General features: G+C 62.8%; 15 protein-coding genes and 2 tRNA genes. 9 read left to right on the plus strand and 8 right to left on the minus strand.

The genetic code is table 11. From position 1 onward, the window contains the following. The first annotated feature begins 183 nt into the window (after window positions 1–183). Both EXN22_RS20735 and EXN22_RS20740 read left to right on the plus strand, forming a co-directional pair. Window positions 184–879: a DUF1266 domain-containing protein gene (locus tag EXN22_RS20735; RefSeq protein WP_130265821.1), complete on the plus strand. Its 696-nt coding sequence runs from the start codon at window positions 184–186 to the stop codon at window positions 877–879. After that, window positions 876–3,575, plus strand: coding sequence for a DUF805 domain-containing protein (locus EXN22_RS20740; RefSeq protein WP_130265822.1), 2,700 nt, complete (start codon window positions 876–878; stop codon window positions 3,573–3,575). The genes EXN22_RS20735 and EXN22_RS20740 overlap by 4 nt, the downstream gene beginning before the upstream one ends. On the opposite strand, the gene EXN22_RS20745 is transcribed toward EXN22_RS20740, so the two are convergent. The 3 genes from EXN22_RS20745 to EXN22_RS20755 form a co-directional block, all read right to left on the minus strand. Then, window positions 3,569–5,260: a molecular chaperone HscC gene (locus tag EXN22_RS20745; RefSeq protein ID WP_130265823.1), complete on the minus strand. Its 1,692-nt coding sequence runs from the start codon at window positions 5,258–5,260 to the stop codon at window positions 3,569–3,571. The genes EXN22_RS20740 and EXN22_RS20745 overlap by 7 nt on opposite strands. A 157-nt stretch (window positions 5,261–5,417) precedes the next feature. After that, window positions 5,418–5,494: transfer RNA gene (locus EXN22_RS20750), tRNA-Asp, on the minus strand. Between the two features lie 16 nt (window positions 5,495–5,510). Further along, window positions 5,511–5,586 (minus strand) — tRNA-Val (locus EXN22_RS20755). 160 nt (window positions 5,587–5,746) lie between these two features. Between EXN22_RS20755 and rdgC the strand changes: the two genes are divergently transcribed. From rdgC to sugE, 3 genes are all read left to right on the plus strand, one after another. Beyond that, the gene (rdgC, locus tag EXN22_RS20760) at window positions 5,747–6,667 is read left to right on the plus strand and encodes a recombination-associated protein RdgC (RefSeq protein ID WP_045195499.1); all 921 of its coding nucleotides are present in this window, start codon (window positions 5,747–5,749) and stop codon (window positions 6,665–6,667) included. 81 nt (window positions 6,668–6,748) lie between these two features. Beyond that, window positions 6,749–7,708 (plus strand): bile acid:sodium symporter family protein, encoded by a 960-nt coding sequence (locus EXN22_RS20765; RefSeq protein ID WP_130265824.1) that lies wholly within the window; start codon window positions 6,749–6,751, stop codon window positions 7,706–7,708. 166 nt (window positions 7,709–7,874) lie between these two features. Then, window positions 7,875–8,192: a quaternary ammonium compound efflux SMR transporter SugE gene (gene sugE / locus EXN22_RS20770; RefSeq protein WP_130265825.1), complete on the plus strand. Its 318-nt coding sequence runs from the start codon at window positions 7,875–7,877 to the stop codon at window positions 8,190–8,192. A gap of 15 nt (window positions 8,193–8,207) precedes the next feature. On the opposite strand, the gene EXN22_RS20775 is transcribed toward sugE, so the two are convergent. Beyond that, complete coding sequence (locus EXN22_RS20775; protein ID WP_130265826.1) at window positions 8,208–10,088, minus strand: MFS transporter; 1,881 nt, start codon at window positions 10,086–10,088, stop codon at window positions 8,208–8,210. A 79-nt stretch (window positions 10,089–10,167) separates the two neighbouring features. Next, a complete protein-coding gene (locus EXN22_RS20780) occupies window positions 10,168–11,313 on the minus strand; it encodes a TDT family transporter (RefSeq protein ID WP_130265827.1) in 1,146 nt (381 codons plus the stop codon). Window positions 11,314–11,476: 163 nt separating this feature from the next. Here EXN22_RS20780 and EXN22_RS20785 point away from each other — a divergent pair, with 163 nt between their 5' ends. From EXN22_RS20785 to EXN22_RS20795, 3 genes are all read left to right on the plus strand, one after another. Beyond that, the gene (locus EXN22_RS20785) at window positions 11,477–12,661 is read left to right on the plus strand and encodes an MFS transporter (protein ID WP_130265828.1); all 1,185 of its coding nucleotides are present in this window, start codon (window positions 11,477–11,479) and stop codon (window positions 12,659–12,661) included. A gap of 397 nt (window positions 12,662–13,058) precedes the next feature. Then, window positions 13,059–13,358 carry a DUF6124 family protein gene (locus EXN22_RS20790; RefSeq protein ID WP_130265829.1) on the plus strand — a complete coding sequence of 100 codons (300 nt, stop codon included), beginning with the start codon at window positions 13,059–13,061 and terminating at the stop codon, window positions 13,356–13,358. 220 nt (window positions 13,359–13,578) lie between these two features. Continuing rightward, a complete protein-coding gene (locus EXN22_RS20795; RefSeq protein ID WP_130265830.1) occupies window positions 13,579–17,055 on the plus strand; it encodes a PAS domain-containing hybrid sensor histidine kinase/response regulator in 3,477 nt (1,158 codons plus the stop codon). On the opposite strand, the gene rmuC is transcribed toward EXN22_RS20795, so the two are convergent. The 3 genes from rmuC to EXN22_RS26235 all read right to left on the minus strand — a co-directional run bounded on the left by rmuC (window position 17,027) and on the right by EXN22_RS26235 (window position 19,209). Continuing rightward, a complete protein-coding gene (gene rmuC / locus EXN22_RS20800; RefSeq protein WP_165392285.1) occupies window positions 17,027–18,415 on the minus strand; it encodes a DNA recombination protein RmuC in 1,389 nt (462 codons plus the stop codon). The genes EXN22_RS20795 and rmuC overlap by 29 nt on opposite strands. A 182-nt stretch (window positions 18,416–18,597) precedes the next feature. Continuing rightward, window positions 18,598–19,026, minus strand: coding sequence for a tetratricopeptide repeat protein (locus EXN22_RS20805; RefSeq protein ID WP_130265832.1), 429 nt, complete (start codon window positions 19,024–19,026; stop codon window positions 18,598–18,600). 36 nt (window positions 19,027–19,062) lie between these two features. Beyond that, on the minus strand, window positions 19,063–19,209 hold the full coding sequence (locus tag EXN22_RS26235; protein ID WP_165392243.1) for a hypothetical protein: 147 nt from the start codon (window positions 19,207–19,209) through the stop codon (window positions 19,063–19,065). A gap of 786 nt (window positions 19,210–19,995) precedes the next feature. On the opposite strand from EXN22_RS26235, the gene EXN22_RS20810 reads away from it, so the two are divergent. Further along, window positions 19,996–20,220 carry a hypothetical protein gene (locus EXN22_RS20810; protein WP_010224272.1) on the plus strand — a complete coding sequence of 75 codons (225 nt, stop codon included), beginning with the start codon at window positions 19,996–19,998 and terminating at the stop codon, window positions 20,218–20,220. Window positions 20,221–20,265: the final 45 nt, after the last annotated feature.

Consider the following 20,265-nt stretch of genomic DNA (forward strand, 5'->3'; position numbering starts at 1 on the left):
GCGCCAGAATCGACCAGGCCTTGCTGTGCGGGGCTCAGGTGTTCAAACGCAGCTGGCAGGCTGCACCGCATTGGGCCCGCTTGCACCATTGCATGGCATTTGCCGCGCGCCGCGCGGCTCTCTACAATCCGCGCCATTACGGCCGGCACCCGCACACTCCTCTACCGGCCCCGGAGTTTTTTCATGGAAGAAATCGAGCAGCACTGGCTGTACGCCCTTTCCGCCCCCATGGCCGCCCTCAACGGCGCCAGCTACACCGCCGCGACCTACTTCGAGACCTACGACGAAGATGAAACCGACCTGAAAAAATGGTGGGGCATCAACAATCGCCAGGAGCTGCTGAACATGCTCAGCATGGCCGACACCGGCCACGCCCTGGAGCTCAAGGACGCCTACTGGCAAGCCGCGCGCTGCCTGCCCAGCGAATGGCCGCAGGTGCTTGAAGCGCTGACCCCGCGCAAGCGCATCCAGTACGAGTTCGCCCGGCGCACCCTCGCTGACTGTGGCCAGGGCGGCGTGCGCGCCTGGGACCTGGGGCGCATGGGTTACCTGCTGCGTGCCGGCTTGCGCAAGGGCTACCTGTCCATCGATGAAAGCCACTGGCTGCAAGGCCGCCTGGCCCTGCGTGCCCGGCACTACTACAACAGCTGGGACCGCTACCTGGCCGGCTACCTGTTTGGCAAGGCGCTGTGGAACTGCTCCAGCGCCAGTGACGAAGAACTGGCCCAGAGCCTGGAGCGCCAGGGCAGCGAGCACTGGAACCGCTGCATCATGATGAACCTGAGCCACGACGCCCTGGACTTTTTCGCCAGTATCCCCTGGGACCTGCCGCTGAACCTGCCGGAACGCCCTGACACCCTGCAAGGAGGCTGGTCATGAGCTGCTGGATTCGCCTGGGCATCGAGCCGACCAACGACCCCGATGTCATCCGCGGCGCGTACCGCGCGCTGTTGCCGCAGCACCACCCGGAAACCGATCCGCAAGGTTTCCAGGCCCTGCGCGAAGCCTACGAGCTCGCCCTGAGCCTGGCCCGCGATGAGCAGGATGAGGCCCCAGAGCGCCCTGAGCACGACGAGCCCAGACCTGCACGCAATGCCCTGATCGAACAGACCATGAGCGACTTCGCCAAGCTGTTCGCCGACCCGAGCCGGCGCTTCGACCCACCGGCCTGGCAGGCCTTCATCGATGGCTTGAGCATCCTGACCCTGGGCGACCAGGAGCAGGTCAGCTGGCACCTGCTGTACAAGCTGATGGAAACCGGCCCGTTGTCGCACGCCTGCGTGCAACTGATGGCCCGTCACCTGGGCTGGGAAAACGAAGTGCTGCGCCTGGAAGATCCGCGCCAGGCCGACGAATTCCTCGAACGCATCAGCGAGCCGGACCCGTTCGACACCCGTGTGATGAAGCACTGGTCGGTAGAGGCGCAAGTGGAAGCCCTGTGGTATGCCAGGAACCTGGATTACCTCTACCACACCCGGCCGCTGTTCGAGTTCGAAAGCTTCGTCACCCTGCACACCTGCGTGCCTTTGCCGGATGACCAGGCCTATATCCACAGCCTGCTGGTCAAGCTGTGCCAGGCCGGCATCGGCAGCCCGACGTTCTTTGCCATGGTCGCCGAGCAACAACGCCAGGCACCGGACGATATCGACCTGCTGTACATGCTGGCCTGCCAGGCCAGCGACACCGATCAGGAAGAACTCGCCCGCCAGTGCTGGACCCGCCTGTGGCGCGAGCACCAGCACCCGGAAGCCGGACGCTGGTTGCTGAACCTGTGCGCCCAGCATCAACCGCAGCGCCTGCCACTGTTGATCCAGGCCCTGGACCGCCTGGAGCCGGTGCACGCATGGCCGCAAGACCTGAGCGATCCGGCGCAGATCTGGGGCAGCCCGTCGCAACGCCCGGAAACCCTGACGCGCTGGTTCGAAGCCGCACGTGACGAACACCCGGGTATTGCTGGCGAGTTCATCAAATGGCGCCTGGACGGCAAAGACGAACTGCCGCTGCTGGCCTGGTTGCTCGACGACCAGCCGGACCGCCAACTGCACCGCCTGTACCGCCATGCCTGGGCACTGCACCGTGGTGACAGCGGCCTGCTGCGGCAGATTCTGGACGAGCCGCTGGGTGATGACCCGCTGGACCTGCTGATCATCGAAGGCTTCAAGTACCAGGCCGCGCAACAGTTGCGCTGGCTCGAGCAGTCACCGCTGGCCCTGGCCCTGACCGCCTTCATCAACAGCCCTTCGGCGCAGCCGCAACTGCCCGAGGAACTGTGCGATGGCAGCGGCCTGGCGGTCGCCCGTGACTGGCTGCGGCGGGTACGCAGCTACCCGGCCGCCACCCTGCCGAAACTCACCGCACGGATCAAACCGGCCAACCTGATGCCGACGCCCTTCGCCGTGCAGTTGCTTTCGGACCTCGCCGAAGCCGGCATCGAACTGCCGCGCCCGCCTGCCGACGACGGCCTGTGGACCTGGCACCGGCAGAACCTGTACATGCTTGCCCTGGTCGAGCAACCAGAGCGCTGGCTGGCGATGGCGCCGGTACAACTGCTGGCCAGCCTGCCGTACCCGGCCGAGCATCCGTTCAGCGGGCTGCAACAGTTGCTCCTGCAACTGCGCCAACAGCAAGGCAATGCCGACGGCCTGCTCGGCTGGCTGGACGACAATGACCCATTGCAAGCGTTTATCGCAGAACGTCTGTTCACCGTGCAGCAAGCCCTGGACAGCAGCAAGCTGCCCAGCAACCTGAAGCTGTACGCCTGCCTGGAAAACGATCCGCGGGCCTTTGATGATGACGTGCTGGGCCTGATGGTGCTGTGCGGCGTCCTCTATCATGACCCGAGCCTGAGCGCCGAACAGCACGGCAGCCTGCTGCGGCGTATCTCCACCATGACCTGTCCGGATGCCTGGTTCGAACCGTTTCGCAACGGCCTGATCAAGGGCGAGCCGGTGCGCCCGCCGCGCAAGGTGCTCGAAGAGGACGAACTGATCAACAGCACGCTGTTCTACAGCATGCTCGATACCCTCAAGGACCTGGCGCGTTACGGTAGCGCCGGGGTACCGCGGGCCAAGGTGCTCAAGGAATTGCAACGGGGCAAGGATTACCCGGGCATGGACACCGGGATTCGCGCAGCCCTGACCGCCCTGCTGTCGTGGTCCGAGCGTCTGTTACTGGCCAATGCCGGCAGCCAGCCAGTACCGGCCACCCATGTATGGAAACTGGGCAGCCGCCTGGGCCGCAAGGGCTATGCCGTGCAAGTAGTCGGGAGTGTCATTCTCGGGCCGATCCTGACCCTGATGGCCGGCAGCATGGTCGAGCAGATCTTCTTCGGCCTGCTGTTCGTCGGCCTGCTCGGCAGCGCCACCTTGCGTCGCCTGCACGACATCGGCCGGGGCATCCCGATGATGATCATCTTCGTGATGCTGATCCCGTTCCTGCACTTCTTGCCGCTGGTGCTGTTGCTCCTGCCGGGCGAGCCGCTGCCCAACCGTTATGGCGTGCCGCCCGTCAATCAGCCCCAGGACAACCTGCAGGGTGGCCTGCAAGCCGCCCTGCGGCGGCTCAACGGTCAGTAACGCATGTCGTCCAGCGCCTCGATGAGGCGCTGGCGAGCGCCGGCGATCTCGCTCGACTCCTGGCCAGCCAGGATCGCGCTGAATTCGTTGAGCCAGTCGCCAATCGCATCGCGTTCAGCCCCCAGGCTCTGTGCCCAGGCCCTTTCCAGGCGCGCCAGCAAGGTGCGGTTGGGCAAGGCGTCGCGCGGGTGGATTTTCAGCCCGGCCAGGCGCTCGTGGCTGGCTTGGCGCGCCGCTTCATCAAGCCCGGTGGGGCTGCGATCGATCACATGGCTGAACTGCTCGCCGGTCCCCGGCAAGGTGACGTCGACCTCCAGCAGGCCATTGATGTCATAGCTAAAGCGCACGTCCAGGCGCTGGATCTTGCCGTTCGGGGTCAGCGGGATCTTGAAGGAGTCGACGAAGATATTGTCTTCGACCCACGGCCGTTCACCTTGATAGACGCGGATACCGATCACTTTCTGGTCAACGTGGGTGCTGTAGAACGGCTTGATCCGTGAGGTAGGAATCACGGTGTTGCGGTCGATGATCGGCGCAAAGATCTCGGTCTGGTATTCGCCATCCATCGCGGCGATACCCAGGGTGTAAGGGCAGACATCGGTGAGGATCAACTCTTCGATCGCCGAATCGCGCGCCTTGCACGCCGCCTGGGTGGCGGCACCGAGGGCAACGATGGTGTCCGGGTCGAGGTGACGGTAAGGCAGGCGACCAAACAGGGTCGAGACCATCTGCTGGATCACCGGCATGCGCGTGGCGCCACCGACCAGCACCAGGCTGTCGAGGTCGCTGGCACGCAGGCGGGCATCGCGCAGGGCCTGCTCGATCGGTGCACGAATGCGCGCCAGCAACGGCGCCCAGATCTGCTGCGCGCGGGCTTCATCGAGCGACCACTGGCGGCTGACACCGTCACCGTTCCAGCTCAGGTGCTGTTCGCCCGCGCCCAGTTTGCACTTGAGCTGCTCGATGGCATCGGCAAGGCTGGCCAGGGCCTGGGGTGCAAGCATTGCAGGCTTGAGTTGCCAATCTTGCAGGCAGGCCTGGAGCAAGGCGGCGGTAAAGTCTTCGCCACCGAGGAAGTTGTCGCCGGTCGAGGCATGCACCTCGATCAACGGCAGCGCGTATTCCAGCACCGTGACGTCAAACGTGCCGCCACCGAGGTCGAAGATCAGCGTGCGTTCGAACTTCTGCTCGTGCAGGCCATAGGCCATGGCCGCAGCAGTCGGTTCGTTGATCAGGCGCTGGACTTTCAGCCCGGCAAGCTCGGCAGCAAAGCTTGTGCGTTTGCGCTGCTCGTCGCTGAAATAGGCCGGCACGGAAATCACCGCCTCGCTGATCGGGCAGCCGAGGAAGGCTTCGGCATCCGCCTTGAGGGCGCCGAGCACCAGCGCCGAAAGCTCTTCAGGGCTGAAGGCTTGCTCACCGAGGCTGATTTTTTTCTCGCTGCCCATGAAGCGCTTGAAGGCGGCGGCGGTGCGCTGCGGATGAGTGGTCAGGCGTGAACGGGCGGCCTTGCCGACCAGGATGCTGCCGTCTTCATCGATGCTCACCACCGAAGGGGTGAGCATGTCGCCCAGGGCATTGGGAATCAGCTGGGCCCGGCCATCCTGCCAGACCGCCACCAGGCTGTTGGTGGTACCCAGGTCGATACCCAGCATTGGCGCCGGGGAAGTGCTTGCATCCTGCATGTTCGATCTCTTGCTCAGAAGTGGGGCTGGCACGGAGAAAAACAGTAGCGTCCCAGCGTACTGGTGGATTCTGGACGAATTCCAGAAACAAAAAAAGCGACCCTAAGGTCGCTTTCATTGTTGCTTCAGGGTGTTCAGTGGGCCCTGAAGCTGAATATGGCGCAGCGGACGGGACTCGAACCCGCGACCCCCGGCGTGACAGGCCGGTATTCTAACCGACTGAACTACCGCTGCGCTATACACTGAGAAGTGGTGGGTGATGACGGGATCGAACCGCCGACCCTCTGCTTGTAAGGCAGATGCTCTCCCAGCTGAGCTAATCACCCTTCGTCTCGGTGTGGCGCGCATTCTACGGAGCACCGAACACTCTGGCAAGCACTTTTTTAAAAAAAATTTTCAGGCGTTCCAAAGACTTAGCGGTGCTTGGCCTGAAGCGCCCGCTCGGAGTTTAATGCCCTCCTTATGTGTTGAGGAGAGATTCACCCCATGTGGTTCAAAAACCTGCTGACCTACCGCCTGACCCAGGACATCCCGTTCGACCCCGAGGCACTGGAAACCGCCCTGGCCAGCAAGCCGGCTCGCCCCTGCGCCAGCCAGGAGTTGACCACCTATGGCTTCGTCGCCCCGTTCGGCAAAGGTGAAGATGCACCGCTGGTGCATGTCAGCGGTGACTTCCTGCTGATCGCCGCACGTAAAGAAGAACGCATCCTGCCGGGCAGCGTGGTGCGCGATGCGGTTAAAGAGAAGATCGACGAGATCGAAGCCGAGCAGATGCGCAAGGTCTATAAGAAGGAGCGCGACCAGATCAAGGACGAGATCATCCAGGCCTTCCTGCCGCGTGCCTTTATTCGCCGCTCGATGATCTTCGCCGCCATCGCCCCCAAGCAAGGCCTGATCCTGGTCAACTCGGCCAGCGCCAAGCGCGCCGAAGACCTGCTGTCGACCCTGCGTGAAGTTATCGGCTCGCTGCCAGTACGTCCGGTGACCGTGAAGATCGCCCCGAGCGCGACCATGACCGACTGGGTCAAGACCCAGCAAGCAGCGCCTGACTTCTATGTGCTGGATGAGTGCGAGCTGCGCGACACCCACGAAGACGGCGGTATCGTTCGCTGCAAACGCCAGGACCTGACCAGCGACGAGATCCAGCTGCATCTGGGCACCGGCAAGGTGGTGACGCAACTGTCGCTGGCCTGGCAGGACAAACTGTCGTTCGTGCTCGACGACAAGATGGTCATCAAGCGCCTGCGCTTTGAAGAACTGCTGCAGGACCAGGCCGAAGAAGACGGCGGCGACGAGGCCCTGGGCCAGCTCGATGCCAGCTTTACCCTGATGATGCTGACCTTTGGCGAGTTCCTGCCGGCGCTGTTCGAGGCGTTGGGTGGGGAGGAGATTCCCCAGGGGATCTGATCGCCGTAACAGCCGTGCCGGCCTCATCGCCGGCACGGCCTGCTCCCACGGTTGTTGCACATAATAAGAAGGAACTTCCCGATGCGTGCCCTTACCGCCCTCAGCCGCTTCGTCGGCAATACCTTTGCCTGGTGGGTGCTGTTGTTCGCCATCCTGGCTTTCTTGCAACCGCAATGGTTCATCGGCCTCAAAAGCGCCATCGTGCCGCTGCTCGGCCTGGTCATGTTCGGCATGGGCCTGACCCTCAAACTCGATGACTTCGCCGCCGTCGCCCGCCAGCCCTGGCGCGTGGCCCTGGGCGTGGTCGCACATTTCGTGATCATGCCCGGTGTAGCCTGGCTGTTGTGCCAGTTATTCCAGCTGCCGGCGGAAATCGCCGTGGGCGTAATCCTGGTGGGCTGCTGCCCCAGCGGCACCTCATCCAACGTCATGGCCTGGCTGGCCAAGGGTGACCTGGCCCTGGCCGTGGCGATTGCCGCCGTCACCACCCTGCTCGCCCCGCTGCTGACGCCGGCGCTGATCTGGCTGCTGGCTTCGGCCTGGCTGCCGGTGTCTTTCCTCGACATGTTCTGGTCGATCCTGCAGTTGGTCATGCTGCCGATCGTGCTCGGCGTGCTGGCGCAACGGCTGCTGGGCGCACGGGTGCAAATGGCGGTGCAGGTGTTGCCACTGGTGTCGGTGGTCAGCATCGTCATGATCGTCTGCGCGGTGGTGGCCGCCAGCCAAGCGAAGATCGCCGAGTCCGGCGTGCTGATCATGGCAGTGGTGATGCTGCACAACGGTTTTGGTTTCATCCTTGGCTATGTCACCGGCAAGCTGTTCAAGCTGCCGCTGGCCCAGCGCAAGTCGCTGGCACTGGAAGTCGGCATGCAGAACTCCGGGCTGGGTGCAGCCCTGGCCAGTGCGCATTTTTCGCCACTGGCGGCGGTGCCCAGCGCGCTGTTCAGCGTCTGGCACAATATTTCCGGGGCGTTGTTGTCGACCTGGTTCCGACGCATGGAAGAGCCTGAGGCAGAACCTGCCGTAAATCCGGCGACCTGATCATCCTGGGTGGGAGCGGGCTTGACCCGCGATGTGATGGTACTGATGGCCCCCAGCTTGCAGTCGAAAACCAACTTGGGCACCATACTGCCCACTGTGAGGACGGCCTTACGACGCACCGCGTGACCATTTCGGGGACGGCCCCATCACTTGATGGAGACTCTGCATGTCCTGGATCATCCTGTTTTTCGCCGGTCTGTTCGAAGTCGGCTGGGCCGTCGGCCTGAAATACACCGACGGCTTTTCCCGCCCGCTGCCCACCGTCCTGACCATCGGCGCCATGGTCATCAGCCTCGGCCTGCTGGGCCTGGCCATGAAGGAATTGCCGCTGGGCACCGCCTACGCGATCTGGACCGGGGTCGGTGCCGTCGGCACGGTGATCGCCGGGATCATCCTGTTCGGCGAATCCATGGCCCTGGTGCGTCTGGTCAGTGTCGCGCTGATCATCTGCGGCCTGGTCGGGCTCAAGGTCAGCGCCAGCTGACCCTGCCCCGCCCCTTCAGCGTGAGTCGCCGCGCAATGCGCTGACCCGCTCACGCAGCAACGCCGGCGCTGCCGCCTCTACCGGGACGGCAGCACCGGCCACCAGGGTCACCCGCGACCACAAGCGGCGGAAAAAGCCCTTGGCCGGATCCCGGCTGAAAAAACTCCCCCACAAGCCCTGCAACGCCATCGGGATTACCGGCACCGGAGTCTGTTCAATGATCCGGCTCAAACCGCCCTTGAACTCGTCGATTTCACCGTCGCTGGTCAATTTGCCTTCCGGGAAGATGCACACCAGCTCACCATCGGCCAGGTACGCAGCGATCTGCTTGAACGCCCGCTCATAGGTGTCGGCGTCTTCACTGCGCCCGGCAATCGGGATCGCCCCGGCGGTGCGGAAGATGAAGTTGAGCACCGGCAGGCGGTAGATCTTGTAGTACATGACGAAGCGAATCGGCCGACGCACCGCGCCACCAATCAACAGCGCATCGACGAACGACACATGGTTGCACACCAACAGCGCGGCGCCCTGGTCGGGAATCTGCTGCAGGTCGCGGTGTTCGACGCGGTACATGGAATGGCTGAGCAGCCAGATCATGAAGCGCATGGTGAACTCGGGGACGATGCGGAAGATATAGAAGTTCACCGCAATGTTGAGCAGCGACACCACCAGGAACAGCTGCGGGATGCTCAGTTCAAGGAAACTCAACAGCACCACGCTGAAGATTGCCGAGATCACCATGAACAGCGCGTTGAGGATGTTGTTGGCGGCGATCACCCGCGAACGCTGGTCTTCAGGCGTACGCGACTGGATCAACGCATACAGCGGCACGATATAGAAGCCGCCAAACACGCCCAGGCCAAGAATCGCCCCCAGCACCCACCAGGCCTGGGCGATACCCAGCACGGCCAGCCAGTCATAGGGCGCCGCAGCGGGCAGGATTTCACCGGAGTGCCACCACCAGAGCAAGCCGAACAGGCTCAGGCCGAAGGAGCCAAACGGCACCAGGCCGATTTCCACCTTGTGCCCGCTCATGCGCTCGCACAGCAGCGAACCGACGGCGATACCCACCGAGAACAGGGTGAGGATCAGGGTGACCACGGTCTCGTCGCCATGCAGCCATTGCTGGGCGTAACCGGGAATCTGCGTCAGGTACACCGCGCCGACGAACCAGAACCACGAGTTACCGACGATCGAGCGCGACACCGCTGGTGTCTGCTTGAGGCCCAGGCGCAGGGTGGCGAGGGTCTGGCTGGCGATGTTCCAGTTGATTTTCAGCGCTGGGGTGGCCGCTGCGGCGCGCGGAATACTGCGGCTGGCCAGATAGCCCAGCACCGCCACCAGTACCACCGCCGACGAGGCCCAGACACCATAGTTGGCGCTGGACATCAGCACACCGGCACAAATGGTACCGGCCAGGATGGCCAGGAAGGTGCCCATTTCCACCAGGCCGTTGCCGCCCACCAGCTCCTCTTCGCGCAGCGCCTGGGGCATGATCGAGTACTTCACCGGGCCGAACAGCGCCGAATGCGTGCCCATGCCGAACAGCGCCAGGAGCATCAGCACAGGGCTCTGGGTCATGATGCCAATGGCGCCGACCGCCATGATCGCGATCTCGGCCAGTTTGATCACGCGGATCAGCGCGTCCTTGGCGTACTTCTCACCAAACTGCCCGGCCAGTGCCGAGAACAGGAAGAACGGCAGGATGAACATCAAGGCACAGGCATTGACCCACAAGGTGCCATCCTGGCCGTTGGCACTGGCAAGCTTGTAGAGAAACAGCAGGATGACCGACTGCTTGAACAGGTTATCGTTGAATGCACCCAGCGACTGGGTGACGAAGAACGGCAAGAAGCGCCGTTTGCCAAGCAGGCTGAATTGTGAAGAGTGACTCATCGTCCGTGTACCTGAGTGGGGCTTTGTTATTGGATACGCGCAGGCCGCACAAAGCCACAAACACCCAGGTAATTGCAAACTACTTGTGCATACCGGCAATGCACGGCGACACGAACAGCTCACCATGCCAGGCGCCGCGCAGGGTCAGGGCAGTCACCAGCAGCCAAAGCGCCGCCAGCGCCACCACCAGCACCATACCCATGTCATGGAAGAAACCCAAACCCAACCAGGCTGCCAGCTTCAGGGTGGCCAGGGTGTACACACCCAAGGGGAAGGTAAAGCCCCACCAGCCGAGGTTGAACGGCATGCCGTGGCGGATGTAGCGCAGGGTGATCAGCACGGCAGTGAGCAACCACCACAAGCCCGCCCCCCACAGCACGATGCCAGCAATCAGGCCCAGGCCACGGGCGATTTCACCCAGGCTGCCGAGGCCGTTGGCGGCAAAGATCGCCGGGGCATCGGCGCCGAGCAGGAGCATGCCCAGGGCACCGGTACCGATCGGCCCCAGGGCCAGCCAGCTCGACGCGGCCATGTTGGCCTGGGGCAGTTTGTGCAGGGCCATGCGCAGCATGAGAATGGTGAGGATGCTGAATGCCACCGGCAGCGAAACCGCCCACAGCACATAGCTGGTGATCAGCACCTGAAACTGCCGGTGCGCATCCACCAGATGCGGCGCCAGCAGGCCGCCGCTGGCAGCGGCAACTTCCGCAGCCACTACCGGCAACAGCCACACGGCGGTCATCTGGTCGATGCTGTGTTCCTGGCGGGTGAACATCAGGTAGGGAATGGCCACGCCGCACAACAGCGCCAGGCCGACGTCGAACCACCACAGCGCCTCGACCCAGGGCAGGATGCCCTCGCCCCAGCGATTGATGCCGAACACCAGGCAGCCGTTGAGGATGGTCGCAAGGCCCATGGGGATGGTGCCGAAGAACATCGACACCGTGGAATGGGCGAAGATCCGCCGCGCCTCGTCAAAGAACAGCACCCAGCGCGCGGTGTAGAGCACGGTAAACAGCACGAACAGGCCGATGGTCAGCAACCACAGGGATTCGGCCAGGCCATGCAGGCCCGGCACATTGACCTGCGCCAGGGCCAGGGCGAGTACGCCGGTGCCCATGGTGGCGGCGAACCAGTTGGGGGTGAACTGACGGATCACTTCACGCGGGTGCGCCAGCTGGCTCAGCGGGCGTAACGGCGAGGTGCGGGTTTGGCTGCAAGGCATGATGGATTCTCCTGTCCTCTGATGAGGTTGGCTTCATCTTATGCCTGGAAAATATATCTATATAACGGGTAATTTCTCTATCTGTTATCGGTTTTGCAGATATTCATATTTTACTGTCCCGCGGGTATGATCGTCGCCGATAACAACAAGGACGTAGTTAACAATGCTCACTGCAATCAAAGGCTACTCGGCACAGGTGCGCCTGCTGCTGCTCACGACCTTCATCCTTACCTTGGCCCGTGCAATCACCCTGCCCTACCTGGTGGTCTACCTTGCGCAAAACTTCGCCCTGGACATCAGTGGCATCGGCCTGATGATCGGTGGCGCCTTGATTGTCGCCTCGCTGCTGAGCCTGTACGGCGGCTACCTGATCGATACCCTGCGCAGCTACACGGTGATCATTGCCGCGACCCTGGTCTTTACCCTGGCGTTTGTTGGCGCGGTGGTGAGCCGTGAACTGAGCCTGTTCTTTATCTGCCTGGTGCTGATCAACCTGGCGCTGGCGGTAGTGGATATCGCCGCCAAGGCCGGTTTCTGTACGCTGCTACCGTTGGATGAGCGCAGCGAAGTGTTCTCGATCAAGTACAGCCTGAGCAACGTTGCCTACGCGGTCGGGCCCTTCGTCGGCGTGGCGCTGGTGTTGCTGGACGATCACTTGCCGTTCTTGCTTTCGGCGCTGCTGGGCCTGGCCATGTGCCTGTGTTACCAGCGCTGGGGCGAGCGCTCGGCGCCAGCACGGGTCGAAGGCAGCGAGCAGGCCGGGTTTCTCAGTGTCGGCGTGCAGCTGGTCAAAGACCGCCGACTGATCTGCTTCACCCTCGGTGGCGCTCTCAGCGCCGTGGTATTCGGCCAGTTCACCGCCTACCTGTCGCAGTACCTGGTGGTCACCAGCAGCGCCAGCGAGGCGGCGCGCTACATCAGCTACCTGGTGGCCACCAACGCCGTGACGGTGATTGCCCTGCAGTACGTGATTGGTCGGCGCATCAGCAGCCGCCAGTTGATGCCCTGGCTGATGGCCGGCATGGCACTGTTCCTGATCGGCCTGCTGGGCTTCTCGCTGGCCCAGTCGCTGCTGGTCTGGTGCCTGGCGATGCTGGTGTTCACCCTTGGCGAGATCATCGTCATCCCGGCCGAGTACATGTTCATCGACAGCATTGCCCCGGAGCATCTGCGTGGGGTGTATTACGGCGCGCAGAACCTGTCCAACCTCGGCGCGGCGCTGGGCCCGGTTATCTGCGGCTTTGCCCTGGCGCATCTGGTGCCGGTGGCGACCTTTTACCTGTTGATTCTGTCGGTGCTGCTGGCGGCGCTGTTTTACTACCTGGGGGCTCGGCGAACGCCACAGTAAAGCATCGCGGGGCAAGCCCGCTCCCACAGGTTGTGGGAGCGGGCTTGCCCCGCGATGAGTCCGTTACCGACCGAGCACAAAGAACCCACAACCAGCAGCGACAAATCGCAATGTTGTAAGTGTTTTCTGTCAGACCGTTCTGAATCATACTTCCGGCGCCGTTGCTCTGTTGTGCCATGCCTTTCATGGACCTAGGCTGCTGTCGTCGTTGGAAAATCCAATGAACGGATTTAGCAGTCCGAGAATGACAGAGATCTACGAACACCCCTGTTATGGCGGTTGTACGTGGGGCACCTTCGGGTGCGCCGGTTCTCTGTCACCGGTCTGCTAACCCGCGTACAGCTGCCACCTTTCGTTTAGCAGCGAAAGATGGTTGCGCCACTGACAGAGGTTACCCATGAAGAAAATCGTCCCCGATCCCCCTAGTCTCGACTTGACCAAGACAATTACCGCGAGCATATCGTTCGGCACCAACCGCATGTTCAGTGTTCGCGAAGGTATACCCGCCGAAGAGGCCCTGCTGCACGCCGGCCAACTACTGCGCTGTGCCGAAGCTACGGTGAGCGATGCGCTGGATCATCTCACTCTCAACGATCGCTCAATCGTCGCTGGTGCCGGCCAGAATATCGAGACTGCCCGCGCACTGATCGATGCTGTGATTGATGGGAGTGGTGTACAACGGATTTTCTCAGCCTAAAAGCATCGCGGGGCAAGCCCGCTCCCACAAAGGCGGCGAACCAGTGGGAGCGGGCTTGCCCCGCGATGTGCATAGGTATCTACACACCTTGGGATGGAGTAAAGCCTGCGACGCTCTGCCACTGCGACCTTCGTCGGCGCTGACGAAGCCTCGGCGGCGTGCCAGACTGATTGATCGAGGTTCGCTGCCAGGCTGAATCACCTTTTGTTTCGGAGTTGTCATGTCGCTGTCCAGTGGGCTGATCGCCGTGGTCGCCCTGGCCTATATGGCCATCATGTTCGCCATCGCCTTCTACGGCGATCGCCGCAGCACACCGTTGCCGCCGCGTCTGCGTGCCTGGGTGTACAGCCTGTCGCTGGCGGTGTACTGCACCAGCTGGACCTTCTTCGGCGCCGTCGGCCAGGCCGCCGAACAACTCTGGGCGTTCCTGCCGATCTACCTGGGCCCGGTGCTGTTGCTGCTGTTCGCGCCCTGGGTGCTGCAGAAGATGGTGCTGATCAGCAAACAGGAAAACATCACCTCGATCGCCGACTTCATCGCCGCCCGCTACGGCAAGTCCCAGAGCCTGGCGGTGGTGGTGGCGCTGATCTGCCTGATCGGCGTGCTGCCCTATATTGCCCTGCAGCTCAAGGGCATCGTGCTCGGCGTCAACCTGCTGATCGGCGCGGGCGCCGACGCCACCGGCAGCCGCGTACAAGACACCGCGCTGGTGGTATCGCTGGTGCTGGCGCTGTTCTCGATCGTCTTCGGTACCCGCAGCCTGGACGTCACCGAACACCACCGTGGCATGGTCCTGGCCATTGCCTTCGAGTCGCTGGTCAAGCTGCTGGCGTTTCTCGCCGTCGGCGCCTTCGTCACCTTCGGCCTGTTCAACGGTTTCGAAGACCTGTTCAGCAAGGCGCAACTGGCGCCGCGCCTGGAAGGCTTCTGGAGCGAGACCATCAACTGGCCGTCGATGATCGTGCAGACCGGCGTGGCGATGATGGCGATCATCTGCCTGCCACGGCAATTCCACGTCACCGTGGTGGAGAACATCGAACCCCAGGACCTGCGCCTGGCGCGCTGGGTGTTCCCGATGTACCTGATCCTCGCCGCACTGTTCGTGGTGCCCATCGCCCTGGCCGGGCAGATGCTGCTGCCCGACTCGGTGCTGCCCGACTCCTTCGTCATCAGCCTGCCCCTGGCCGAAGCCCATCCGGCGCTGGCTCTGCTTGCGTTTATCGGTGGTGCCTCGGCGGCCACCGGCATGGTCATCGTCGAAGCCGTTGCGCTGTCGACCATGGTTTCCAACGACATGCTGCTGCCCTGGTTGCTGCGGCGTAACAATGCCGAGCGGCCGTTCGAGGTCTTCCGTCACTGGATGCTCTCGGTGCGCCGGGTCACCATCGTGGTCATCCTTTTGCTGGCTTATGTGAGCTACCGCTTGCTCGGTTCCACCGCCAGCCTTGCGACCATCGGCCAGGTCGCCTTTGCTGCCGTGACCCAGCTGACCCCGGCCATGCTCGGTGCCCTGTACTGGAAGCAGGCCAACCGTCGCGGGGTGTTCGCAGGCCTGGCTGCCGGGGTGTTCCTGTGGTTCTACACCCTGGTGCTGCCGATTGCCGCCCACAGCCTGGGCTGGCCGCTGGAGCTGTTTCCGGGCCTGGCCTGGCTGCACGGCAACCCGCTGAACCTGCCGATCACCCCGTTGACCCAAGGTGTGGTGCTGTCGCTGGCGGGTAACTTCACCCTGTTTGCCTGGGTGTCGATCCTCTCGCGCACCCGGGTGTCCGAACACTGGCAGGCCGGGCGCTTCATCGGCCAGCAAACCAGCGCACGGCCCAACAGCCGTTCGCTGTTGGCGGTGCAGATCGACGACCTGCTGCACCTGGCCGCACGCTTTGTTGGCGAGGAACGCGCGCGGCAGAGCTTCATCCGTTTTGCCTACCGCCAGGGCAAAGGCTTCAACCCCAACCAGAACGCCGATGGCGACTGGATCGAGCACACCGAGCGCCTGCTCGCCGGCGTACTCGGTGCCTCCTCGACCCGTGCGGTGGTCAAGGCAGCCATTGAAGGCCGCGATATGCAACTCGAGGACGTGGTGCGCATCGCCGACGAAGCCTCGGAGGTCCTGCAGTTCAACCGCGCCCTGCTGCAAGGGGCGATCGAGAACATCAGCCAGGGCATCAGCGTGGTCGACCAGTCGCTGCGCCTGGTGGCCTGGAACCGCCGCTACTTGGAGCTGTTCAACTACCCCGACGGGCTGATCAGCGTCGGCCGGCCGATTGCCGACATCATCCGCTACAACGCCGAGCGCGGCCTGTGCGGCCCGGGCGAGGCCCAGGTGCATGTGGCCAGGCGCCTGCACTGGATGCGCCAGGGCCGGGCGCATACGTCCGAACGCTTGTTCCCCAACGGCCGGGTGATCGAGCTGATCGGCAACCCGATGCCCGGTGGCGGCTTTGTCATGAGCTTTACCGACATCACCCCGTTCCGCGAAGCAGAACAGGCGCTCAAGGGCGCCAATGAGAGCCTGGAACAACGTGTGGCCGAACGCACCCATGAGCTGTCGCAACTGAACCAGGCGCTCACCGAAGCCAAGAGCCACGCCGAGGCAGCCAACCAATCCAAGACCCGCTTCCTTGCTGCGGTCAGCCACGACCTGATGCAGCCGCTCAATGCCGCGCGCTTGTTCTCGGCGGCGCTCTCGCATCAGGGCGAAGGCCTGTCGGCCGATGCCCAGCAACTGGTCCAGCACATGGACAGTTCACTGCGCTCGGCCGAAGAGCTGATCAGCGACCTGCTGGACATCTCGCGCCTGGAAAACGGCAAGATCACCCCGGACGCCAAGCCCTTCGCCCTCAACGAGCTGTTCGACACCCTGGGCGCCGAATTCAAGGTCCTGGCCCAGCAGCAAGGCCTGGATTTCCGCCTGCGCGGCAGCCGCCTGCGGGTGCAGAGCGACATGAAACTGCTGCGGCGGATTTTGCAGAACTTCCTCACCAACGCCTTCCGCTATGGCAAGAGCCCGATCCTGCTTGGCGTACGCCGCCAGCAAGACCGCCTGTGGCTGGAGGTCTGGGACCGCGGCAGCGGCATCGCCGATGACAAGCTGCAGGTGATTTTCGAGGAATTCAAACGCCTGGACAGCCATCAAACCCGTGCGGAAAAAGGCCTGGGCCTGGGCCTGGCGATCGCTGACGGTCTGTGCAAGGTACTTGGCCATCCGCTTGAGGTGCAGTCCTGGCCGGGCAAGGGCAGCGTGTTCCGCGTCAGCGTACCGCTGGCCACGGCACCGGCCGCTGCGGTAGTCAGCCCCGCCGAACAGGCCGGGCAGCCGCTGGCGGGCTTGCAGGTGCTGTGTGTCGACAACGAAGACAGCATCCTCATCGGCATGAACAGCCTGCTCAGCCGTTGGGGCTGCCAGGTGTCCACCGCGCGCAACCGCGCAGAATGCGAGGCCTTGCTGGCAAACGGCCTGCGCCCGCACCTGGCACTGGTCGACTACCACCTGGACGATGGTGAGGTCGGTACTGAGCTGATGGCCTGGCTACGCACCCGCCTCGGTGAACCAGTACCTGGCGTGGTGATCAGCGCCGACGGCCGCACTGAGACGGTTGCCCAGGTGCATGCCGCCGGCCTCGACTACCTGGCCAAGCCGGTCAAGCCGGCAGCCTTGCGCGCACTGCTCAATCGGCATCTGAGCCTGGTCCAGTAAGGACGCTGGCGGCCAGCGGGTCGCCTTCGCTCATGGCCCGTTCGAGCAGGTCGGCAGGCAGGCTCTTGCTGGCCCGGGCGCCCAGTAGCTTGAGCTGCTCGCTGCGGCTGATCAGGTTGCCACGGCCTTCACAGAGCTTGTTGCGCGCCGCACTGTAGGCTTTGTCGACCTGCTGCAGGCGATTGCCCAGCTCGTCCAGGTCCTGGATGAACAACACGAACTTGTCGTACAACCAGCCTGCGCGTTCGGCTATTTCCCGGGCATTCTGACTCTGGCGCTCCTGCTTCCACAAACTGTCGATCACCCGCAGGGTGGCCAACAGCGTGGTCGGGCTGACGATAACGATCTGCCGGTCAAAGGCTTCCTGGAACAGGTTCGGTTCGGCCTGCAGGGCCGCTGAAAACGCCGCTTCGATGGGCACGAAGAGCAGGACGAAATCCAGGCTGTGCAAGCCTTCGAGGCGGTTGTAGTCCTTGCCGGACAGGCCTTTGACGTGATTGCGCAGCGACAGCACATGCTGCTTGAGCGCGGCCTGGGCGATCTCGCTGTCATCGGCGGCAATGTACTGCTGGTAGGCGGTGAGGCTGACCTTGGAGTCGACCACTACCTGCTTGTCGCCCGGCAACATGATCAGCACGTCAGGCTGGAAACGCTCGCCATCGGCGCTCTTGAGGCTGACCTGGGTCTGGTACTCGCGGCCCTTCTCCAGCCCGGCGTGCTCCAGCACCCGCTCCAGAATCAGCTCGCCCCAGTTGCCCTGGGTCTTCTGGCCCTTGAGCGCCTGGGTCAGGTTGGTGGCCTCATCGCTCAGGCGCAGGTTGAGTTGTTGCAGGCGCTCCAGTTCCTTGGCCAGCGAGAAGCGTTCGCGGGCTTCTTGCTGATAGCTGTCTTCTACGCGCTTTTCGAAGGCCTGGATGCGCTCCTTGAGCGGATCGAGCAATTGCCCCAGGTGCTGCTGGCTAGTCTGAGCAAATCGCTGTTCACGCTCATCGAAGATTTTCGTCGCCATCTCGGCGAACTGCGCGCGCAGTTCATCACGCGAACCCTGCAGATCGTCGAGGCGTTGCTGATGGCTTTCCTGCTGTTCGCGCAGTTCGGCGCTCAGGCCCGCACACTGGGCATCCAGGCGGCGTAACTCGGCTTCACGGGCGACGCGTTCGAGCTGCCAGGCGTGAGCGGCGTCGCGGGTTTCGTCGCGATCGATCTGCAACAGCTCCAACTCGCGGGCCTGGGCTGCCAAGGTGGCCTGCTTGGTGCTGTTGGCCTGGCTCAGGTCGCTGATTTCATCCCGACTGGCATCCAGTTGCGCGAGCAAGCCTTCCTGAGCCAGCTGTACATTGCTCAGACGTTCTTCAAGCAAGGCGGCTTCAGCCTGGCGTGCACTCAGGCGCCGCTGCACCTGCAGCACCAGCCCCAGGCACGGCACTACGGCCACCACGACACCCAGCACAATGCTGGTCAGATCCACTGCCATCGCCACTGCGATCCCCCTTGGCCAACAATCAACGGCTCAGCTTATCAGCCTTGGGCCTGTATCCGTATTCAGGCGTGAGGCAGTAGCTTGAGCAGGCGCACGGCTTCCTGAGAGCCCTGGGCCGCAGCCTGCTCCAGCCAGTAACGGCCCTGGGCGGGTTCGTTCAGTTGCCCCAGAGCGCACAACCGACCGTATTCGAGCTGAGCCCGACGATCACCAGCACGCGCCGCCTGGCGCAGCAATTCATGGCCGATACGGCGGTCGCGGGCGTTGCCGCAGTCACGGCAGAGCATCTGCCCCAATCGGCTCTGGGCCACCACGACGCCCTGGCGTGCCGGCTGCTTGAGCAGGCGCCCGGCAAAGTGCTTGACGTTGGGGTTGTCACCCAGGCGCGGGCTGTCGAGCAACCACAAGGCAACCTTCAAGGAGAAGCGCTTGGGCTCGGGCAGGGGGGGCTGGGCAGCAGGAGCAATGAGGGTTTTGGAGCGAAACTTCATAAAAAACAGCGAAGGCAACTCGAGAGGCGCGCCACTCTACTCCATTTTTCCGACAATGGCCCGGTGCTTTTCGGCACTTTTTTCAAAATATTTCAGCGTTTTATTCTTGACGTCAACGCAGGTTTTTTCTCCCTGCCAGAAGACTGTCGGTGGATTGTCGGACAGGGCGGCAAAAGCTGGCACGCCCGTCCTAGAGCAAGCGCCTGGGACAATCCACAGAAGCTGTGGATAACTCGGTGGACAACCCCCTAAACCACCCCGCAAACCCCTATGGAATGGGGCCTCCAGTCAAACTGTCGATTTTTTCACCAGCTAAAATAAGTGTTTTTTTTCATTGACTTAAGACAACAGCCAAGTCATTGGCAAGCCGCTCAGGGGCTGTTGCAGCGCTGTAACATCGGCTGCTCCAAGTGTGCACAACTGCCCTTGAACGAGGCACTTCCCTGCACGAAATTGGCACGTTCCCTGCCTCCTGAGGCAACCTGGCCGATGAATAACCCCTTCACAGGAGCCCTGGAACGCGACATACTGATCGGCTCGCCAGACAAAAACCTCTCAGGCTTGCCAAGACCAGAAAAACGCTGTAGTCTTGCCGCCGTTAGTACCAAGCTGAAAGTCAATTCTGGCCAAAGCAGTCCTTACAGTGCCCTGCTCCACACCTCGGACAGGCCTGTTGAAACCAGGACCGGCCCACTCGATGGTTCCCCAGGTAAATCACTTCTTACTCTGACCGAACCAACCTGCAGATTGATCAGGATCTTCACCCAGCGGCATTGAACCCGACCCTGGCGTGTTGCCTGTCCTCTGACGTACCTACCAGTCAGCCCCAGCGCCACATGATAAATGCGCCCAAAACTGGCTGCCCTGTTCCAGTCAGGTTCTGCGCACCGGCTTAAATGCCCGCGTTACTGGAACGTTTTATATGTGCACGGATCGAAACCGTGTCTATTGCAGGAACATCTAATAACTATGAATCACTCTATCCATACTCAGGCTGCCATTCGCACCCTTTCCCAGGCATTTGCCCCTCTGAACTGCTTGATCCTGGCGTCGCGCAAAGGCGGCTTCAGTTTCACCCTGGTCAACGAGCACGGCATTGCCCGTCACAGCGAGCGCCTGTACCCGGAGCAATACTCCGAAGCCGAGCCGCTGCAGGCCGTCATCGAGCGCACCCGTCAGGCCCTGGTGGCCTGACCCGCACGACGCTGCAAACGCTCAAGCCCCGCCCTCTGGCGGGGC

The sequence above is a fragment of the Pseudomonas tructae genome (assembly GCF_004214895.1).
GTDB classification, from domain to species: domain Bacteria; phylum Pseudomonadota; class Gammaproteobacteria; order Pseudomonadales; family Pseudomonadaceae; genus Aquipseudomonas; species Aquipseudomonas tructae.